This window comes from Amycolatopsis iheyensis (genome assembly GCF_024703995.1).
In the GTDB taxonomy this organism is placed as follows: domain Bacteria; phylum Actinomycetota; class Actinomycetes; order Mycobacteriales; family Pseudonocardiaceae; genus Amycolatopsis; species Amycolatopsis iheyensis.
The window spans coordinates 374,280-389,507 of the sequence record NZ_JAMXQV010000004.1; the positions used below are offsets into that span (position 1 = coordinate 374,280).

A 15,228-nucleotide genomic window follows, 5' to 3' on the forward strand; every position below is an offset into this window, starting at 1 on the left:
CAGCCCGTCACCATCAGTACCTCGGCGGCGGCGGTGAGCTCACGGCGCTTCGTGGCACCACTCTTTCGTGCCGGAGTCGGCGGCGGCCTCCGCCGCCCGCAGCAGGTCGTCACTCATCCTCAAAGCCTGTTTCTGAATCCGGTTGTTACAAGCCGCAGTGGTACCACTGGTGTGCTCGGTTTCGGAGTGTGGTGCGGGGGTGGGGATGGTCTCTCGGTCGCGTGTTTTTTCTCGTCTGGTGACGGCAATGGCGATGGCATCGGGGTATGTCGCGGTGCATTTGCTGGTAACGGTGGGGGTGGCCGGGTGGGTGGTGGTGTGTTGGGCGGCGCCGGCGGCGGCGCTGGGGATGGTGGCGTGGCGGTTGCGATGTCGGCGACGGGCCGGTGCGACGGAGGTCGCGGCGCTGGTCGCCCGGTTCGTTTCGCCCCGGCCGTGGTGGTGGCGGCCGGTGTTCGTGGTGGGTGAAGGAGCGGGTGTCACGTTGCTGGCTGCGGGCTTCGTCGCGGTCGCGACGGTGCAGCGGCGGAGCGCGGAGTTGCCGGTGATGACGCAGCTGGTGGGGTTGCCGTGTGGCCTGGCCGTGGCGGGCGCGGGTTTCGTCTTGACGCGTTTCTGCCGTCCGCGGGCAGCGCGTGCTGCCGCGCAGGCAGTGCTGGCTGACGGTCGTGCGCCGGTGCTGTATCTGCGGAGTTTCGCCGACGACGCGGCCACGACCCAGGTCGATGACGGGATGATTCCGCTGCTGCATTCGCGGGAGGAGCAACTGGCGGCGGCGCTGGGCGCTCTCGGGCCGGTGATCGCGGTGGGGCGGCCGGGGCAGCCGCTGCCACAGCTTGGGGCGGCGCGGTTCTCGTTGCCGCTGGACGACTGGCAGGACACGGTGCGGGAGTTGATGGGTTTGTCCCGGCTGATCGTGCTGAGCCTGGGCGCGGGCGAGGGGTTGTGGTGGGAGGTGCGGCAGGCTCGGGCCACCCAGCCGCCGCGGAAGCTGATGCTGCTGCTGCCGGGCCGGTCACCTCAGGTGGCCGAGCGGCTGGCTGCGGTCGTGCCGGATCTGCCACGGCTGGACGACGTCGCCGGGGCCGATCCCTGGGTTCGCGCAGTCGTGGTGTTCGGTACCGGGTGGGTGCCGCGGATGTATCCGGTGGGCCCCAGAACCCGGCGCGGCGTGATCGCCCGGCGCGCTGCGCACGCCATGGCTCCCTACGATCTGCGCACCGACGCCCAGTTCGTGGGCCGGGCCATGACCGCAGCGCTGGCGTCGGTGGGGATCCGCGCGCCGCTGATGGGCCAACGGGCGCGTCTGTCGCTGGCGACATCGCTATGGCAGGGCGGCAAGCTGCTCACGATCACGGGCCTGCTCATCTGGCTGGCGATCCGGGTGCTGCAGTGGTTCGGGCTCGGGTAACCCGCCGCGGACCGTGACGCCCTCCGGGGCGGGAAATCAGCCGTTCGGACGATATCCGGGAACTGGTGGCCGTCACTTTTCTGATAGCGGTCGTGGGAGGACGGCAGCCGCCGCGACGACGAGGGAGGCACGCCGTGGACGGTGCACCAGAAGACGGCGCACCTGGGGAGGGCCCGGACCTGGTGGTGCGGCCGCTTGGCGGTCGGGCCGCCGCCGCCGCGGCGCTGATCGTGGTGGATCTCGCGCAATCGCTGTCGGTGACCGTCAGCAATTGGCGCGACCATGGGGTCGCCCGTGACTACCTGGCGGGCCGGGCGACCGATACCGACCTGGTCACCGTCGATTCCGATTTCCTGGGGGTGCTGACGAAGTCCTGGTGGCCGGGACTGCTGACGTGGACTGCGGCCGGAGTGGCGTTTCTGGTGTGGTTGTGGCGGGCGCGGGTGAACTCCGAAGTGCTCGCCGGGAGCGCGGTGCACCGCCGGCGGCGGGGATGGGTGGTCGGCGCCTGGATGGCCCCCGTGGTCAACCTGTGGTTCCCCTACGTTGTCGTGGCCGACGTGTGGCGAGCCACCGCTGCCCGCCACACCTGCGTCGACGAGCCCGGCGTTCCCTCGCGGCCCGGTACCGGGTTCGTTGTCGCCTGGTGGGCGTCGTTCGTGCTGTTCGGCTACCTCAGACCGATCGAAGTGCGGCTGATCGCGAACAGAACCACAGAGCAGGACTTCCTCGACGTCGCAAACCTGACCACCGCGCTCATGGCGCTCTGGGCTACCGCCGGCGTGCTGGCCATCCTCGTCATCCGGAGGATCACCACCTGGCAGACCGCGCCTGCCGCCGACGGCGCCCTTGCGGCCACCCCAGCCCAGCCCGAGCTGGACGGGAGCCCCGGCCGGCCGGAAACCCGGATCACCGCCTCCGCGCCGGCCGTTCCAGGCCGGGCCCGGGGTTTGCGGGCGCCGATCGTGGTGGGTATCGGCATCGCCGCCGTCGCCGCTGTTACCGTCGTCGCGCTGGTGGCCGCCTCCACCGGAGAAGAGCCCAGCATCATGGTGGAAAGCACCATCAGCCCCACCAAGCCAGCAAGCACACCCACCCACACGTCATCGGCCACCGCCAAGTTCAGCCCGGCCGACCTGGACTCGATCAGGACCGACCCGACGCCCCCCACCGCATCGGCGTTGCTGCCGGAATCCTTCACCGACGACAACGGCGTGTCCTACCACCGCGGCAGCGACGGCATTCGCGACTGCTCGCACACCGCCTCCGACCACACCATCAGACTTGCCCTCGGCAACGGCGGCTGCACCTCCGCCGTGGTCGGCACTTACGTCGACGACGCCGGGGACATCCTCGTCGCGGTCACCGTCCTGCCCTTGTCCGACGACCAGGCCGCCACCACCGCTTACGACCGCGTGTCCGGTCGCGACGTCGACGACTGGAGCATGTGGTGTCCCCAGCAAGGCCCCGGATCCCAGGTCTGTGACCATGAGACCAGCGACGCCCGCAAAAGCGGCTACACCGTGCGCGAGCACCGCTACATCATCGCCACGACCGCCCTTTACATCAGCCTCGCCCGAGAAACCGGTCAGGACGACCGGCTCGACGCCGCCGCGCGCCAAGCCGCACGCGACGCCGGACCGCTCAACTACCCGGGCAACCGCTGACACAGCCACACGGGTGAGGAGCCACAGCCCCGAACCAACGGTCGGCCGGGGCCGGTCACCGGCGGGCGCCCGCACCGGATCAGCTGATCAGCGCAGCGAACCCGACGCCGTAAGCCGCGGCGAAAAAGCGGCACCCACTGCTCGACATGGGTCGGCGGCAGATAGAGACGCCAATCGTGGCCCGCACCTCTCGCTTGCTGCTATGCCTGTTCGCCCCGGTCTGAGACTCGCCGGCCGAAACGGCCGCCGAGACCGAAGAAGGGCAACGCATCCGCCGACTCCCATTGGGGCACCGCCCGCCTGAGTTCTCCGATCCCGGCTCGCCCCGCTCGCCGCAAAGGGTTCCCCCGTGTCGCGTGCCACGTGCGGAGGGCCTCCGCGGCAAAGTCGCGCTCAGCGGGGCATCCCGTCAGCCATCGTGCCCTCACGGGGTGACCACGTGACGACCAGCAGTGATGTCCTCATGGGGTCCCGCGACTGTGAGTCGGAAGCGTGGGGAGGCGACGCCGACGTGGTGTTCGACGCGGACGTTATGCGGCAGCAGGCCGCAGAGCTGGATGCCGAGCTCGAGCAGGTCCGCTTCTCCGGACGATCCCGGGACGGCGCCGTGACCGCGGTCGTGACCGGTCATGGCCGGCTGTTCGACCTCACCGTCAGCCCCGCCGTGCTGCGGAGCTCCCATCCGCAGATCATCGGGCCCGACGTGGTCGAGGCTGTGTCCGCGGCGCGCCGGGCCGCTGCCGGGGTCTCGGTCGCGAAGATGTGCGCCGTCCTCGACCTCAAGCCGGGAGCCAGCCACCCATGAACCGCCGTGCCGCAGCTGCAGGCGTCGCCGTCTTGGCGCTCGCCGTCATCACGAGCTGCTCGCCCAGCCCGCCGCCCGCGCCGACGGAGCCGTCGATGGACGTGCCACCGATCCCCGGCACCGGGCTCGCCGGCACCGCCCGCTTCCGCGCCGACCCCTGCTCCGCGGTCACCGTCGAACAGCTCAACAGCCTCGGGTTCACCGGCGGCGACCGCAGCGTCGACGGCAACCGCTGCGTCACCAAGTTCGGTCCCGTCGCCAGCGTTGACACCGTCAACCGCGACAACAGCCTCCGCACGCTCTACCTCGAGCACGCCCGCGGCCACGACACCGGCAACCACTGGGAACCCATCACCATCGACACCGTCCACCCCGCCGTCATCGTCACCGTCGACGACAACGTCCCCAGCAAACAAGCCGACGGCCCCCTCGGCTGCACCCTCGCCCTCGCCGCCGACGACAGCACCCTCATCTACATCACCGCCGCCACCTACGACAAACCCGAAGCCGGCCCCTGGCAACACGACCCTTGTGGCGCAGCACAAAAGATCGCCGAGGTTGCCGCGCGAAACCTGAGGACCTGATGTGGTGTAAGCCGCGATCGGGCACGGAACGTCCAAATGCGGTCCCTCGGCGGCAGCTCGGGTGATCGTCCTTCTTCGGTTACCTTTCGGTTCGGCACGAGGGACCCCGAGACGGCGAGGGGCTCGGCCCGGCGTTGCCGGACGCTGTGCCAGGTCACCGAAACCGGCCCGAGACGAGCGGGCCCGGAACGGCCCGCGAGGACTCCCCACCGGTGCAGCGGGCGCTCAGGTCCCCCGAAGCCGTGTGCTTGCTCGGCCGGCGCTCGCTCGAGAGCAGGCCGGGTGCCGTCGCCGAGGCCTTGGGCGAGACGGCTGCTTCGCGACGCAGGGATCCCGCGAGCCGGGCCGACTCCGACGCAGCGTCGACGACGGAGGCGAGCCGCCCGGCCCGCCGGAACCGGGCGGATGACCTGCGGCTCTCACCCTCTTCCGCGGGCTCGGCCACAGCTACGAAACCGCCAACACGCTCGACAACCTGGGCCATCCCCACCGAGCACTCGGCCGGCACGACCTGGCCCGCACCGCATGGCGGCAGGCACTCGAGCTTTACCGGGGCCAGCAGCGCACCGTGGACGCAGCGCGTCGAAGAGCAACTCGACGTGACTCGAGGACCAGCGGAGTGGCCGCCGGGGGTTCGGCGGCCGCCCCTTTCACTCAATGGCCGTACGCCACCAGCGTGTTCGTTGCCGGGACCACCAGCAGGCCGCCGCCGGCGGCCAGGCCCGTCAGGGGCTGGGACACGTTCTGCTCGTCCGGGTCCGCGATCGGGGCACCTACGTTGGTGGACCAGACCGGCTCACCCGTGGCGCCGTTCAACGCCCACAGCTGGCCCGTGCGGGAACCCACGTACACGTAGCCGTTCACCACGATCGGCGCCGACGACAGTTCGTTGTCGCCCGTGAACGTCCAGCGGGACTCCAGTGTTCGGCTGTGGCGCTCCTTCAACACGCCGTTGTCGACGAAGTAGCCCTGGTGGCCGTCGAAAGCCGGGGCCGGGGTTGCGCCGTTCGAGGCTTCGTACGTGCCGCGGACCGAGCCGTCCGTGAGGTTGAGGACCGAGGGTGTGGTCAGCGACGAGTTGCGGATCCAGAGGCCGCCGTCCGCGACCACCGGGGTTCGGCCGCCGCCGCCCGAACAGCCTGTCGAACGGTGCCAGATCGGTGCGCCCGCTTTGGGCTCGAACGCGTAAGTCTGTTCGCACGCATAGGAAACGTAGACGCCGTTCGCCGTGACGGCCGGGGAGCTTTCGTCGCCGTTCGCGACGCCCTGGGTCCAGCGCACCGCTCCCGTTGCCGCGTCCACCGCGTACACCGTGCCGCCGGAGCCCGCTCCGGCGGTGTAGACCACGCCGGCGGCGAACGTGGGTGGTGAAGTGAACGAGTACTGGCCGGGCATCCGGGCCGACCAGAGCTGCGCGCCCGTCGCCGGGTTGAACGCGCTCAGCACGCCGTCGAAGTTCTGCGCGTAGAGCCGGCCGCCGCCGTACGCCAGCGCCGACCACCAGTACGTGCCGCCCAGGCTGACCGGCGCCCAGGCGTCTTCACCCGTCGACGCCTGGAAAGCGTGCAGGATCGTGCCGTACCCCGTCGGCGACGCCGACGTGACGAACACCCGGCCACCCGCGACGACCGGGTACGACACGCGGCCGCCCAGGTCACGCGACCACTTGCGGTCGAGCGGCGGCGCCGCCACCCCGGAGCCGACCAGCGTGCCGTCGTGCCGGGCGTCGACCTGGTAGGTCACCGAGACGCCGACCTGCGCCGCCTCGGCGGCCGGCGCCACGAACCCGGCCACCGGCAGGACGGCGCCGATCAGCGCCACGACAGTTCTTCGGAAGTTCACTCGCGTTCCCCTCAGCTCAACCCCGCCGCGGCAGGGCGCGCGAGGCGGGCCGGCCCCCGGATCCGGTGGCCCGCAACCCATCCCCACTGAACTCCGACCCTAGCGAGGGGGTCCGACAATTTCGGACCGTCGCGGCGTTTCATGAACAACTGTCCCGTTCGCCGGGATCCGCGCCAGCCACGCGGCCAGCGTCGAGGCGAGCAGCTCCGGCTGCTCCTCCGGCGTGTGGTGCCCGGCCGCCACCGGGTGGTGCACCACCTCCAGCGACGCGAACGTCTCCGCCATCCACTCGATCATCGGTGGCGTGAGCATCGTGTCGAACGCCGGCTCGAACGTGATCAGCAGCTTCGGCACCTCCGGTGACGACGCCAGCCAGCCGTCGAACGCTTCGATCCGCGACACCACGTCGGCCGGCGAACCGCCCAGGGGCATCGAGCGGGCCCACCGCAGCAACGGAATCCGCGACTCCTCGGTCGGGTACAGGCGGGCGTACTCCGCCGGGAGCGAGGCGAGGAACTCAGGGATCAGGGACTCGCCCGCCTTGAACGCGCGGAACACCGCCGCGCCCACCGGCGGGAACTCCTCCCACGTCATCGGCTTCAGGACCGCTTCGGTGAACGCCAGTCCGCGGACCCGCGAAGGGTGCCTGGACGCCCAGTCCGCGGCCAGCGCGCCACCCCAGTCGTGGCCGACCAGGACCACGTCTTCCAACGACAACGCGTCGAACCATTCGTCGAGGTGACGGGCGTGGTCGTCGAACGAGTAGTCGCTGGAAAGCCTCGGTGAGTCGCCCATGCCGATCAGGTCCGGGGCCAAGCGGCGGCCGGGCAGCAGCGGCATCACGTTGCGCCACAAGTACGACGACGTCGGGTTGCCGTGCAGGAACACCACCGGCGCGCCCGCGCCCGCTTCGCGGTGGAAGAGGTTCACTTGAACGCCACCGCATTTCGCGCCGCCCACTCGGCGAACGGGCGCGGCGGCCGGCCCAGCACCCGCTCGACGTCCGGGCTCACCCGCCGCTCCGACGGCACCGGCGCGCCCAGGATGTCCAGCGTCGAGTCCGCGATTTCCCGCGGCATGAACGACAACAGCCCGGAAAGCGCCTCCGCGCGCGTCTGCGGGACGAACCGCACCGGCTCTCCCACCGCCTCGCCGATCGCCGCCGCCTGATCGCGCGGGGAGACCGGAGCGGGACCCGTCAGTTCGTACGTCCGGCCCGCGTGCGAGTCGTCCGTCAGCACGGCGGCCGCCACCGCGGCGATGTCCGCGGGGTCGATCACCGGCAAGGCCACGTCCTCGAACGGCGCCGCGAGCGTCCGCGACGCGCGGACGCTTTCCGCCCACTGCAAGGCGTTCGACGCGAACCCGGCCGGCCGCAGGATCGTCCACCCCGGGCCCGAGGCGCGCACCGCGTCCTCGAAGACGGCGGGGTGCCGACCCGTGCCGACCCCCTGCGACGACAACAGCACGACCCGCGCCCCGGCGGCCAGCGACAGCACCGGTTCCAACGGCCCCCGGAAATCCCCCGGCAGCAGCAAGAACACCGCCGACGCGCCCTCGAAGGCCGGACGCAACGACGACGCGTCCGACAAGTCACCCGCGAGCGGCCCCCGGCGGGACACCGCCCGCACTTCTTCCCCCGCCGCCGTCAAAGTCTCGACGAGCGGTCTGCCGACATTTCCCGTGGCTCCCGTGACAACGATCATGGGAACGACGCTACATTCCTGCGTATAGTAGGTACCTAGAGGAAAGTATTGGCTGGAGGACCGAAAGTGACCGGAACCACACCCGAGCTCGCCTGCCCGATCGCGCCGGTCGTCGACATCGTCTTCAGCCGGTGGACCACGCCGATCCTGTGGGCGCTCAACGAATACGGGCGCCAGCGGTTCGTCGAACTCCAGCGCAGCATCGCCACGATCACCCCGAAGGTGCTGACCCAGCGACTGCGGCAGATGGAGCGCGACGGCTTGATCACGCGGACCTACCACGCCGAGGTCCCGCCGCGGGTGGAGTACGAGATCAGCGAGCTCGGGCGCAGCCTCGGCCCGTTGTTCGCGAGCCTCGCGGACTGGTCACCCAACCTCGACAAGGTCGAAGCGGCGCGTCAGGCTTACGACGACCGTTCGCGCGGCTCCGCCAAGCTTTAGGGTGAAACGTCCAAGTAGTCCAGGTTCGCCGGGCCGTCGGCCGTGGTCGCCGTGAGCCGGACCGTGTGCGGCCCCGCTGACAACACCAAGGACCTCACGACGGTGCGCCACGTCGTCCAGGCGCCGGTCGCCGGGAACGGGACCCCGGTCGCGACCACCACGCCGTCGACCGTGATGTCCACCGGGCGCGCGGCCGCCGTGCCGTTCGCGTAGCCGAACGTCAGCGTCGACGCCGGCCCGGTCACCTGCCACTCGACGGAGCTGCCGACCGCATTCGCGCCGTTCGCGAAGCCGGTTCCCGAGAAGCCCGCGTGGTTCGAGTCGATCGTGCCGCCCGCGGAAAGCGTCGCCGCCTCGGCTTCGTAACGGGAAGCACCCGAAGACAGGCGGTAAACCACCGTCGCGTGCGAAGGCACCGAAGCGCTGATCGCGCCCGAGGTGACACGGGAAGCCTTGCTCCACAGGTCTTTCAGCGTGTACGAAGACGCGCTGCCGATGCCGGTCGCCGACGCGGTGGTGCTGATCGTCGCCGTCGAGGCGGTCTCGTTGGACAGCGCCACCGCGCGGTCGCCGTTCGCCAGGACCTTGCTGTAGACCACCAGACCGCCGTTCGAGCTCAGCACGGTCGCCTGCTTGCCCAGCGGGTCCTGGTCGAGCGCGATCACGTCGGTGTTCTCGAGGATCGCGAAGTGCTCGGCCGACACCTTCCGCAGGTCGCTGCCGATGAGCAGGGGCGCCGCCATCATCGCCCAGAGGCTGAAGTGCGTGCGGTACTCGGTGGTGGTCATGCCGCCGTTGCCGACCTCCAGCATGTCCGGGTCGTTCCAGTGCCCGGGTCCGGCGTACTGCGCGAGACCGCGGTTGGCCTGCGCCTTGCCGATCATGCTCGACCACTTGTCGGAGATGTCGCCGGTGGTGCGCCACAGGTTCCCGACCGGGGCGGCCCACGTCCACGGCTTGTTCTGCCCCCATTCGCAGATCGAGTACGCGATGGGCCGGCCGGACTTCGCGAGCGCGTCGCGCATCGCCTTGTAGCGCTGCTGCGCGTCGACGCCTTGGTTGTTGCAGTTGTCGTACTTCAGGTAGTCGACACCCCAGGAGGCGAAGAGGTTCGCGTCCTGCTGCTCGTGGCCGAGGCCGCCGGGGAAGCCGGCCTTGTTGCACGTCTTCGTGCCGGCGCTGGTGTAGATGCCGAACTTCAGGCCCTTCGCGTGGACGTAGTCGGCGAGCGCCTTGATGCCGTGCGGGAAGCGCGCCGGGTCCGGGACGAGCTCGCCCTGCGCGTTCCGATCCGGCAGCGCCCAGCAGTCGTCGATGTTGACGTAGGTGTAGCCCACGTCCTTGAGGCCCTTCGCCACGAAGATGTCGGCGATACCTCGGATCATCGTCTCGTTGAAGTCGGCCTTGCACTGGGTGGAGTTCCAGTTGTTGAACCCCATCGGCGGTGTGCGCAGGAGGCCGTTCTCGAGCGCGGACGCCGGAGTCTGGCTCAGGACGGTGCCGCCGGCCGCGAGCGCGAACGCGGCGGCCGCGACCACCGTGCGCCGGAAGAAGGACATACTTGCTCCCTGGTGAAGACATCGGAGGTCTACACCAGTTAGTAAAGAGTCCTGCCTAACCGGAGGTCAAGAGATCATGTATCAGATATGAAATTGGGTTTCCGCTGGCCGGGACGCTATTCGCTCACCTGCCGCGCCGTCGCCATCGCGCGTTCGGTCTCCCAGAACGCCCGCATCGACCGGATCAGCCCGTCTTCGCCGACGCGGTAGACGAACACGCCGTCGGTGTCGACGCGGTAGCCGCCCGGCAGGTACGTCGTGATCGTGCCGACGTTGGCGCACTCGTCGCCCGCCGCGTGCGAGTCGCGGATGGTGAACTCGAAGCGCTCGACGTTCCCGATCGTCTTGTCCCAGAACGCGCTGATCCCGTCGGGGCCGTGGTGCCCCTTGCCCTCTTCGTCGAAGAACGACGGCCCGACCGGGTCTTCGACCACCGCGTCCGGCGCGAACAACGCCAGCCACGCCTGCTTGTCCCCCGCCGTCACCGCGGTCATCGACGCGAACGCCGCGCGCCGCGCCGGCGGCTGCTCCGCCGCGGTGTCCCAGCTGACCTGCACGCCCACGCCCGTCACTCCTCGAACTTGTCGATGATCTCGGCCCCGAACCTGCGGATCGCTTCGAGCTTCGGCTCGACCGGCGCGTCGAACCCGACGCCGTCGAACACCCACGGCATGGTGATGATGTCGGTGACGCCCACCGCGGCCTGCTCGCGGTAGCCGTCGAGACCGAACTTGTCGATGCAGACGGCCTGGTACTCGAACGGGTCGTCGGCGCGGCCGCGCTCGGCCAGCAGCTCCTTGAGCCGGGCGATGGTGTCGCGCAGCTCTTCGAGCTTCATCATCGCCGACGACCAGCCGTCGGCGACCCGGGCGGCACGCTTCAGCGCGACCTCGGTGTGGCCGCCGATGTAGAACGGCACGCGCGACGGCGGCGCCGGGCTCATCTGGATCTTGTCGAAGTCGTAGAACTCGCCGTGGTACTCGACCATGCCGCCGTCGAGGATCAGCCGGAGCACGTCGATGGCCTCGTCGACGCGCTTGCCGCGGCGCTCGAACGGCACCCCGCAGTACTCGAACTCCTGCGGCAGCCAGCCGACACCCAGGCCGAGCCCGAAGCGGCCGCCGGTGAGCACCGACGCCGACCCGACCTGACGCGCCAGCAGCACCGGGTTGCGCGAACCGAGCTTCAGCACGGAGGTGTAGAAGTTGATGCGGCTGGTGACCGCGCCCATCGACGCGGTCGCGACGAGCGGGTCCACCCACGGGGTCTCCCCGGTCCAGAAGCGGCTGCCGTCGGGGGTGTACGGGTAGTCCGTGTCCACCGTTTCGGCGTAGAAGAGCGAGTCCGGCAGGGCGATGGAGGCGAAGCCGGCCTCTTCGGCGGCCCGGGCGAGCTCGCCCAGCTGATCGAGGGGGTTCATCGCGATCGACAGGGTGAACTTCATGGCCGAACTATAACGTGTTCTAGTTCTCTCGGCCACCGCGCGCGGTGTGCCGGGTCACTCGCCGGGAACCCTCCGCGTAACGTCCGCGTTGTCCGAATCAAAGGTGACTTCCGGTCACCGAGCCCCGAACTTCTGGGAGTGGTCCATGGGCACCGCGATCTTCCTGATCGTGCTCGTCGTCGTGATCGTCGGTGGCGGCCTGTATTTCTCGCGGCAGCGGGCCGCGGCCCGGCAGCGGGAGCTCGACGACGCCAAGGCCGACGCGCGGCGCCTGGTCGAGCGGCTCGGCGGGCAGGTCCTCAACCTCAGCGGCAACGACACCGCGTCGATGCAGGCGATGGCCGACGCCGCCGAGCGCTACAACGCGGCCGGCTCGCAGATGGAGCAGGCGCGCACGATCGAACAGGCCCGGCTGGTCAAGGACACCGCGGTCGAGGGCCTCTACTACGTCCGCGCCGCGCGGGTCGCGATGGGCATGGACCCCGGCCCGCAGCTGCCGGAGGAGGCCGAGCGCGAGCGCGCCGGCAAGGTCACCGAGCGCCGCGACGTCGACGTCGAGGGCCAGCACTACGCCGCTTCGCCGGACGCCGGGCAGGACACGCCGTACTACTACCCCGGCGGCCGCGTGGCCGGGCGGCCGGTGCCGCAGGGCTGGTACAGCGAGCCGTGGTGGAAGCCCGCGCTCGTGGCCGGCGCCTGGGGGCTCGGGTCGATGTTCCTGTTCAGCGCGATGTTCTCCGGCATGGGCGGCATCGCCAGCGCCTCGGCCTGGGAGTCGGGCTACGACGCGGGCCAGCAGGACGCCCTGGAGTCCGGCGACATGGGCGGTGACGGCGGCGACGGCGGAGGCGACTTCGGCGGCGGCGACGGAGGCGGCGACATGGGTGGCGGCGACTGGGGCGGCGGCGGTTTCGACGGCGGCGGCTTCGATGGTGGCGGCTTCGACGGCGGCGGCTTCGACTTCTGACCCCCGGCTTTCCAGCGCCCCAATGTGGCCTTCGGTGCGTCAGACGCACCGAAGGCCACATTGGGTGCGTGAGACGCAACCAAGGCCACATTGGGGCGCTTGGGGCGGGGGTCAGGCGACTGCTGTGGCCTCCAGTTCCACCAGCTGGCCCGGGATCGCCAGGCGGGTCACTCCCAGCATCGTCGTAGCGGGCGCGATCCGGGCCGCGGCCAGGCGGGACGCCAGCACGCCGTAGTGCGGGAACAGCTGGTCGACGTCCGTCGTGTAGACGTTCAGGCGGACCACGTTCGCCAGTGACATCCCGGCCGAGCCGAGCACCGCCTCCAGGTTGGCGAGGCTCAGCGTCAGCTGCGCGGCCAGGTCGCCGTCGTGCTGGGGCTTGCCCTCGGCGTCCATCGCGGTCTGGCCCGAGCAGTACAGGGTCCGCGTCGCCCCCGAGACGATCTCCCCCTGGTTGAACCCCAGCTCCACCGACCACGGCCACGGGTTGACCGCCGTGCGTTCGACTGTCACATCAGCTCCTTTCGTGTCTGAACAGAGCCTCGCGACAAATCACGACATCTTGTGTCGTGTATTCGCCTAAGCTCAGGAGCATGCGCGCCGACCGGCTCGTCTCGCTCGTGCTGCTGCTCCGGCAACGCGGCCGGCTGAGCGCCGAGCAGCTCGCCCGCGAGCTGGAGGTCTCCACCCGCACCGTCCTGCGGGACATCGACGCGCTGTCCACCGCCGGCGTGCCCGTCTACGCCGAACGCGGGCGTCACGGCGGCTTCGCGCTGCTCCCCGGGTTCCGGACCGAACTCACCGGGCTGACCCACGACGAGGCCCTCGCCCTGCTCACCGGCCGAGCGTTCGGCCTGGGCCCGGCGCTCGCTTCGGCCCTGCGCAAGGTGCTCGACGCGCGGCCCGAGGCGAGCGACGCCGCGGCACGCTTCCTCGTCGATCCCGGCACCGACCTGCTCGCCGGCCGACAAGCCACCGAAGAACTCCCCGGTCCGGCCATGGCTGAGATCCGGCGCGCGGTACTGGCCGGACGCCGTCTCCGCATCCACTACGCGGCCACCGGCCAGGAACCCGAGTGGCGCACCGTGGACCCGATCGGCCTGGTCACCGTCCGGGACCGGAACTACCTGCTGGCCACGCGGGACGGCGCCGACCGCACCTACCGGCTCTCGCGCGTGCTGGCCGCCGAAGCACAAGCCGAACCGGCCCGGCGGCCGAAAGAAGTCGACCTCGAGCAGCTCTGGCGGGAGCGCTGCGCGCGGTTCCTCGCCGACGGCCACCTCACCGCGCTGGTCCGGGTGCACCCGCGGCGGCGCGAGCAGCTGGTGCGCACGGCCGTGGCGGTCCGCGCCGCAGAAAACGATGAACTGGAAGTGACGTTCCAGGACCTGTGGCACGCGGAGTGGGCGTTGTGGCAGCTCGGCAAGGACGCCGAAGCTCTGGCCCCGGCGTCCTTGCGCGCCGCCTTACGCGACCGCGCCGCGGCGATCGCCGCCCACTACGCGGGCTGACAGGTCGGGCACCAGTAGAGGTTGCGCCCCACCAGCTCCGAGTTCGCCACCGGCGTCCCGCAGACCAGGCACGGCTCCCCCGCACGCCGGTAGACGTACACCTCGCCGCCGTGGCGGTCGACGCGGGCCGCGCGGCCCATCGCCTCCGGCAGGTGCTCGGGGCGGACCGTGTCGATCCGGCCGACGCGGACGCCGTCGCGCATCAACGCGACCAGGTCGGCCCAGACGTCGTCCCACACCGCCCGGTCCAGCGCGCGGCCCGGCGTGAGCGGCGCGATGCCGTGGCGGAACAGCACCTCGGCGCGGTAGACGTTGCCGACCCCCGCCAGCACCGCCTGGTCCATCAGCAGCGCCGCGACCGACGTCTTCGACCGCGAGATGCGCTCCCACGCCCGCTCGGGTTTCGCGTCGCGGCGCAGCGGGTCCGGCCCCAGCCGCGCCTTGATCGCGTCGACCTGGTCCGGGGCAAGCAGCTCGCACCGGGTGGGGCCGCGCAGGTCCGTCCAATGTGTCCGGCCGGCCAGCCGTAGCCGGACCTGCCCCACCGGCTCCGGCGCGGGCAGCGGCGCCTCGCCGAACGTGCCGTACAGGCCCAGGTGGATGTGCACCACGCCGTGGTCGCCGTAGTCGTGGAACGGGTGCTTGCCGTGCGCCTGGGCGCCGACGAACACCTGACCGTCCAAACGGGACGCTTCGGCGGCGAACCGGCCCTGCGGACTGCTCACCTCGACCGGGGCGCCGGCGAACCGGCGCTTGTGCAGCCGCGCGAGCCGGTGGAGCGTGTGCCCCTCGGGCATCAGGCCTCCGGCAGCGCCGGCGGGGTCCCGGTGCGCTCGTAGTCCAGCAGCTGCTGGACGCGGCGCGCGTGCCGCTCCTCCGGCGACACCTCGGTCGCGAGGAACGCCTCGACGATCTCGGTGGCCTCTTCGGCGGTGTGCATCCGGGCGCCGACGCCGATCAGCTGGGCGTGGTTGTGCTCGCGGCACAGCTTGGCCGTCTCGACGCTCCACGCCAGGCCGGCCCGCGCGCCGGGCACCTTGTTCGCGGCGATCTGCTCGCCGTTGCCGGAGCCGCCGACCACGATGCCGCGGCTGCCCTCGTCGGCCACCACGCGCAACGCCGTCTCGACGCAGAACGCCGGGTAGTCGTCGGCCGCGTCGTAGACGTGCGGACCGATGTCGGTGACCTCGTGGCCCTGCTTCTCGAGGTGGGCGACGAGGTGGTTCTTCAGCTCGTAACCGGCATGGTCGGATCCCAAGTAGACACGCACGGCTGGGAGTCTGCCACCCGG

The 15,228-nt window shown here is 70.8% G+C and carries 16 protein-coding genes; 7 read left to right on the top strand and 9 right to left on the bottom strand.

Translation table 11 applies throughout. From position 1 onward, the window contains the following. Positions 1-238: 238 nt before the first annotated feature. The 4 genes from M8542_RS11520 (at position 239) to M8542_RS11535 (ending at position 4,467) form a co-directional block, all read left to right on the top strand. Positions 239-1,411, top strand: a complete 1,173-nt coding sequence (locus M8542_RS11520; RefSeq protein ID WP_257920061.1) for a hypothetical protein — start codon at positions 239-241, stop codon at positions 1,409-1,411. A gap of 134 nt (positions 1,412-1,545) precedes the next feature. Then, positions 1,546-3,078, top strand: a complete 1,533-nt coding sequence (locus M8542_RS11525) for a DUF4328 domain-containing protein (RefSeq protein WP_257920062.1) — start codon at positions 1,546-1,548, stop codon at positions 3,076-3,078. 439 nt (positions 3,079-3,517) lie between these two features. Then, positions 3,518-3,883 carry a YbaB/EbfC family nucleoid-associated protein gene (locus M8542_RS11530; RefSeq protein WP_257920063.1) on the top strand — a complete coding sequence of 122 codons (366 nt, stop codon included), beginning with the start codon at positions 3,518-3,520 and terminating at the stop codon, positions 3,881-3,883. Further along, positions 3,880-4,467: a DUF3558 family protein gene (locus M8542_RS11535; protein ID WP_257920064.1), complete on the top strand. Its 588-nt coding sequence runs from the start codon at positions 3,880-3,882 to the stop codon at positions 4,465-4,467. The genes M8542_RS11530 and M8542_RS11535 overlap by 4 nt, the downstream gene beginning before the upstream one ends. 654 nt (positions 4,468-5,121) lie before the next feature. Here M8542_RS11535 and M8542_RS11540 read toward each other — a convergent pair. The 3 genes from M8542_RS11540 to M8542_RS11550 all read right to left on the bottom strand — a co-directional run bounded on the left by M8542_RS11540 (position 5,122) and on the right by M8542_RS11550 (position 8,015). Next, positions 5,122-6,309: an outer membrane protein assembly factor BamB family protein gene (locus M8542_RS11540; protein ID WP_257920065.1), complete on the bottom strand. Its 1,188-nt coding sequence runs from the start codon at positions 6,307-6,309 to the stop codon at positions 5,122-5,124. A 99-nt stretch (positions 6,310-6,408) separates the two neighbouring features. After that, complete coding sequence (locus M8542_RS11545) at positions 6,409-7,239, bottom strand: alpha/beta fold hydrolase (protein WP_257920066.1); 831 nt, start codon at positions 7,237-7,239, stop codon at positions 6,409-6,411. Then, the gene (locus M8542_RS11550; RefSeq protein ID WP_257920067.1) at positions 7,236-8,015 is read right to left on the bottom strand and encodes an NAD(P)H-binding protein; all 780 of its coding nucleotides are present in this window, start codon (positions 8,013-8,015) and stop codon (positions 7,236-7,238) included. Before M8542_RS11550 ends, M8542_RS11545 begins: the two co-directional genes overlap by 4 nt. 66 nt (positions 8,016-8,081) lie before the next feature. On the opposite strand from M8542_RS11550, the gene M8542_RS11555 reads away from it, so the two are divergent. Next, entirely contained in the window at positions 8,082-8,456 is a 375-nt protein-coding gene (locus tag M8542_RS11555; RefSeq protein ID WP_257920068.1) for a winged helix-turn-helix transcriptional regulator, read from the top strand. Here M8542_RS11555 and M8542_RS11560 read toward each other — a convergent pair. The 3 genes from M8542_RS11560 to M8542_RS11570 all read right to left on the bottom strand — a co-directional run bounded on the left by M8542_RS11560 (position 8,453) and on the right by M8542_RS11570 (position 11,459). Next, entirely contained in the window at positions 8,453-10,015 is a 1,563-nt protein-coding gene (locus M8542_RS11560; RefSeq protein ID WP_257920069.1) for a carbohydrate-binding protein, read from the bottom strand. The genes M8542_RS11555 and M8542_RS11560 overlap by 4 nt on opposite strands. A gap of 116 nt (positions 10,016-10,131) precedes the next feature. After that, positions 10,132-10,578, bottom strand: coding sequence for a nuclear transport factor 2 family protein (locus tag M8542_RS11565; protein WP_257920070.1), 447 nt, complete (start codon positions 10,576-10,578; stop codon positions 10,132-10,134). 5 nt (positions 10,579-10,583) lie between these two features. Beyond that, a complete protein-coding gene (locus tag M8542_RS11570; RefSeq protein WP_257920071.1) occupies positions 10,584-11,459 on the bottom strand; it encodes a TIGR03619 family F420-dependent LLM class oxidoreductase in 876 nt (291 codons plus the stop codon). Between the two features lie 145 nt (positions 11,460-11,604). Here M8542_RS11570 and M8542_RS11575 point away from each other — a divergent pair, with 145 nt between their 5' ends. Beyond that, positions 11,605-12,426, top strand: a complete 822-nt coding sequence (locus M8542_RS11575) for a hypothetical protein (RefSeq protein WP_257920072.1) — start codon at positions 11,605-11,607, stop codon at positions 12,424-12,426. Between the two features lie 111 nt (positions 12,427-12,537). Here the strand turns inward: M8542_RS11575 and M8542_RS11580 are convergent, their stop codons facing one another. Continuing rightward, positions 12,538-12,939: a RidA family protein gene (locus M8542_RS11580; protein WP_257920073.1), complete on the bottom strand. Its 402-nt coding sequence runs from the start codon at positions 12,937-12,939 to the stop codon at positions 12,538-12,540. Between the two features lie 80 nt (positions 12,940-13,019). Between M8542_RS11580 and M8542_RS11585 the strand changes: the two genes are divergently transcribed. Continuing rightward, on the top strand, positions 13,020-13,937 hold the full coding sequence (locus tag M8542_RS11585; protein WP_257920074.1) for a helix-turn-helix transcriptional regulator: 918 nt from the start codon (positions 13,020-13,022) through the stop codon (positions 13,935-13,937). On the opposite strand, the gene M8542_RS11590 is transcribed toward M8542_RS11585, so the two are convergent. Next, a complete protein-coding gene (locus M8542_RS11590; RefSeq protein ID WP_257920075.1) occupies positions 13,925-14,734 on the bottom strand; it encodes an Fpg/Nei family DNA glycosylase in 810 nt (269 codons plus the stop codon). The two genes, M8542_RS11585 and M8542_RS11590, sit on opposite strands and share 13 nt — an antisense overlap. Further along, positions 14,734-15,207, bottom strand: coding sequence for a ribose-5-phosphate isomerase (locus M8542_RS11595; RefSeq protein WP_257920076.1), 474 nt, complete (start codon positions 15,205-15,207; stop codon positions 14,734-14,736). Before M8542_RS11595 ends, M8542_RS11590 begins: the two co-directional genes overlap by 1 nt. Positions 15,208-15,228 lie beyond the last annotated feature (21 nt).

Coding starts and splice junctions, on each gene's coding strand:
- M8542_RS11560 (WP_257920069.1), bottom strand. CDS start 10,015: ATGTCCTTCTTCCGGCGCACGGTGGTCGCGGCCGCCGCGTTCGCGCTC.
- M8542_RS11585 (WP_257920074.1), top strand. CDS start 13,020: ATGCGCGCCGACCGGCTCGTCTCGCTCGTGCTGCTGCTCCGGCAACGC.
- M8542_RS11550 (WP_257920067.1), bottom strand. CDS start 8,015: ATGATCGTTGTCACGGGAGCCACGGGAAATGTCGGCAGACCGCTCGTC.
- M8542_RS11535 (WP_257920064.1), top strand. CDS start 3,880: ATGAACCGCCGTGCCGCAGCTGCAGGCGTCGCCGTCTTGGCGCTCGCC.
- M8542_RS11575 (WP_257920072.1), top strand. CDS start 11,605: ATGGGCACCGCGATCTTCCTGATCGTGCTCGTCGTCGTGATCGTCGGT.
- M8542_RS11590 (WP_257920075.1), bottom strand. CDS start 14,734: ATGCCCGAGGGGCACACGCTCCACCGGCTCGCGCGGCTGCACAAGCGC.
- M8542_RS11570 (WP_257920071.1), bottom strand. CDS start 11,459: ATGAAGTTCACCCTGTCGATCGCGATGAACCCCCTCGATCAGCTGGGC.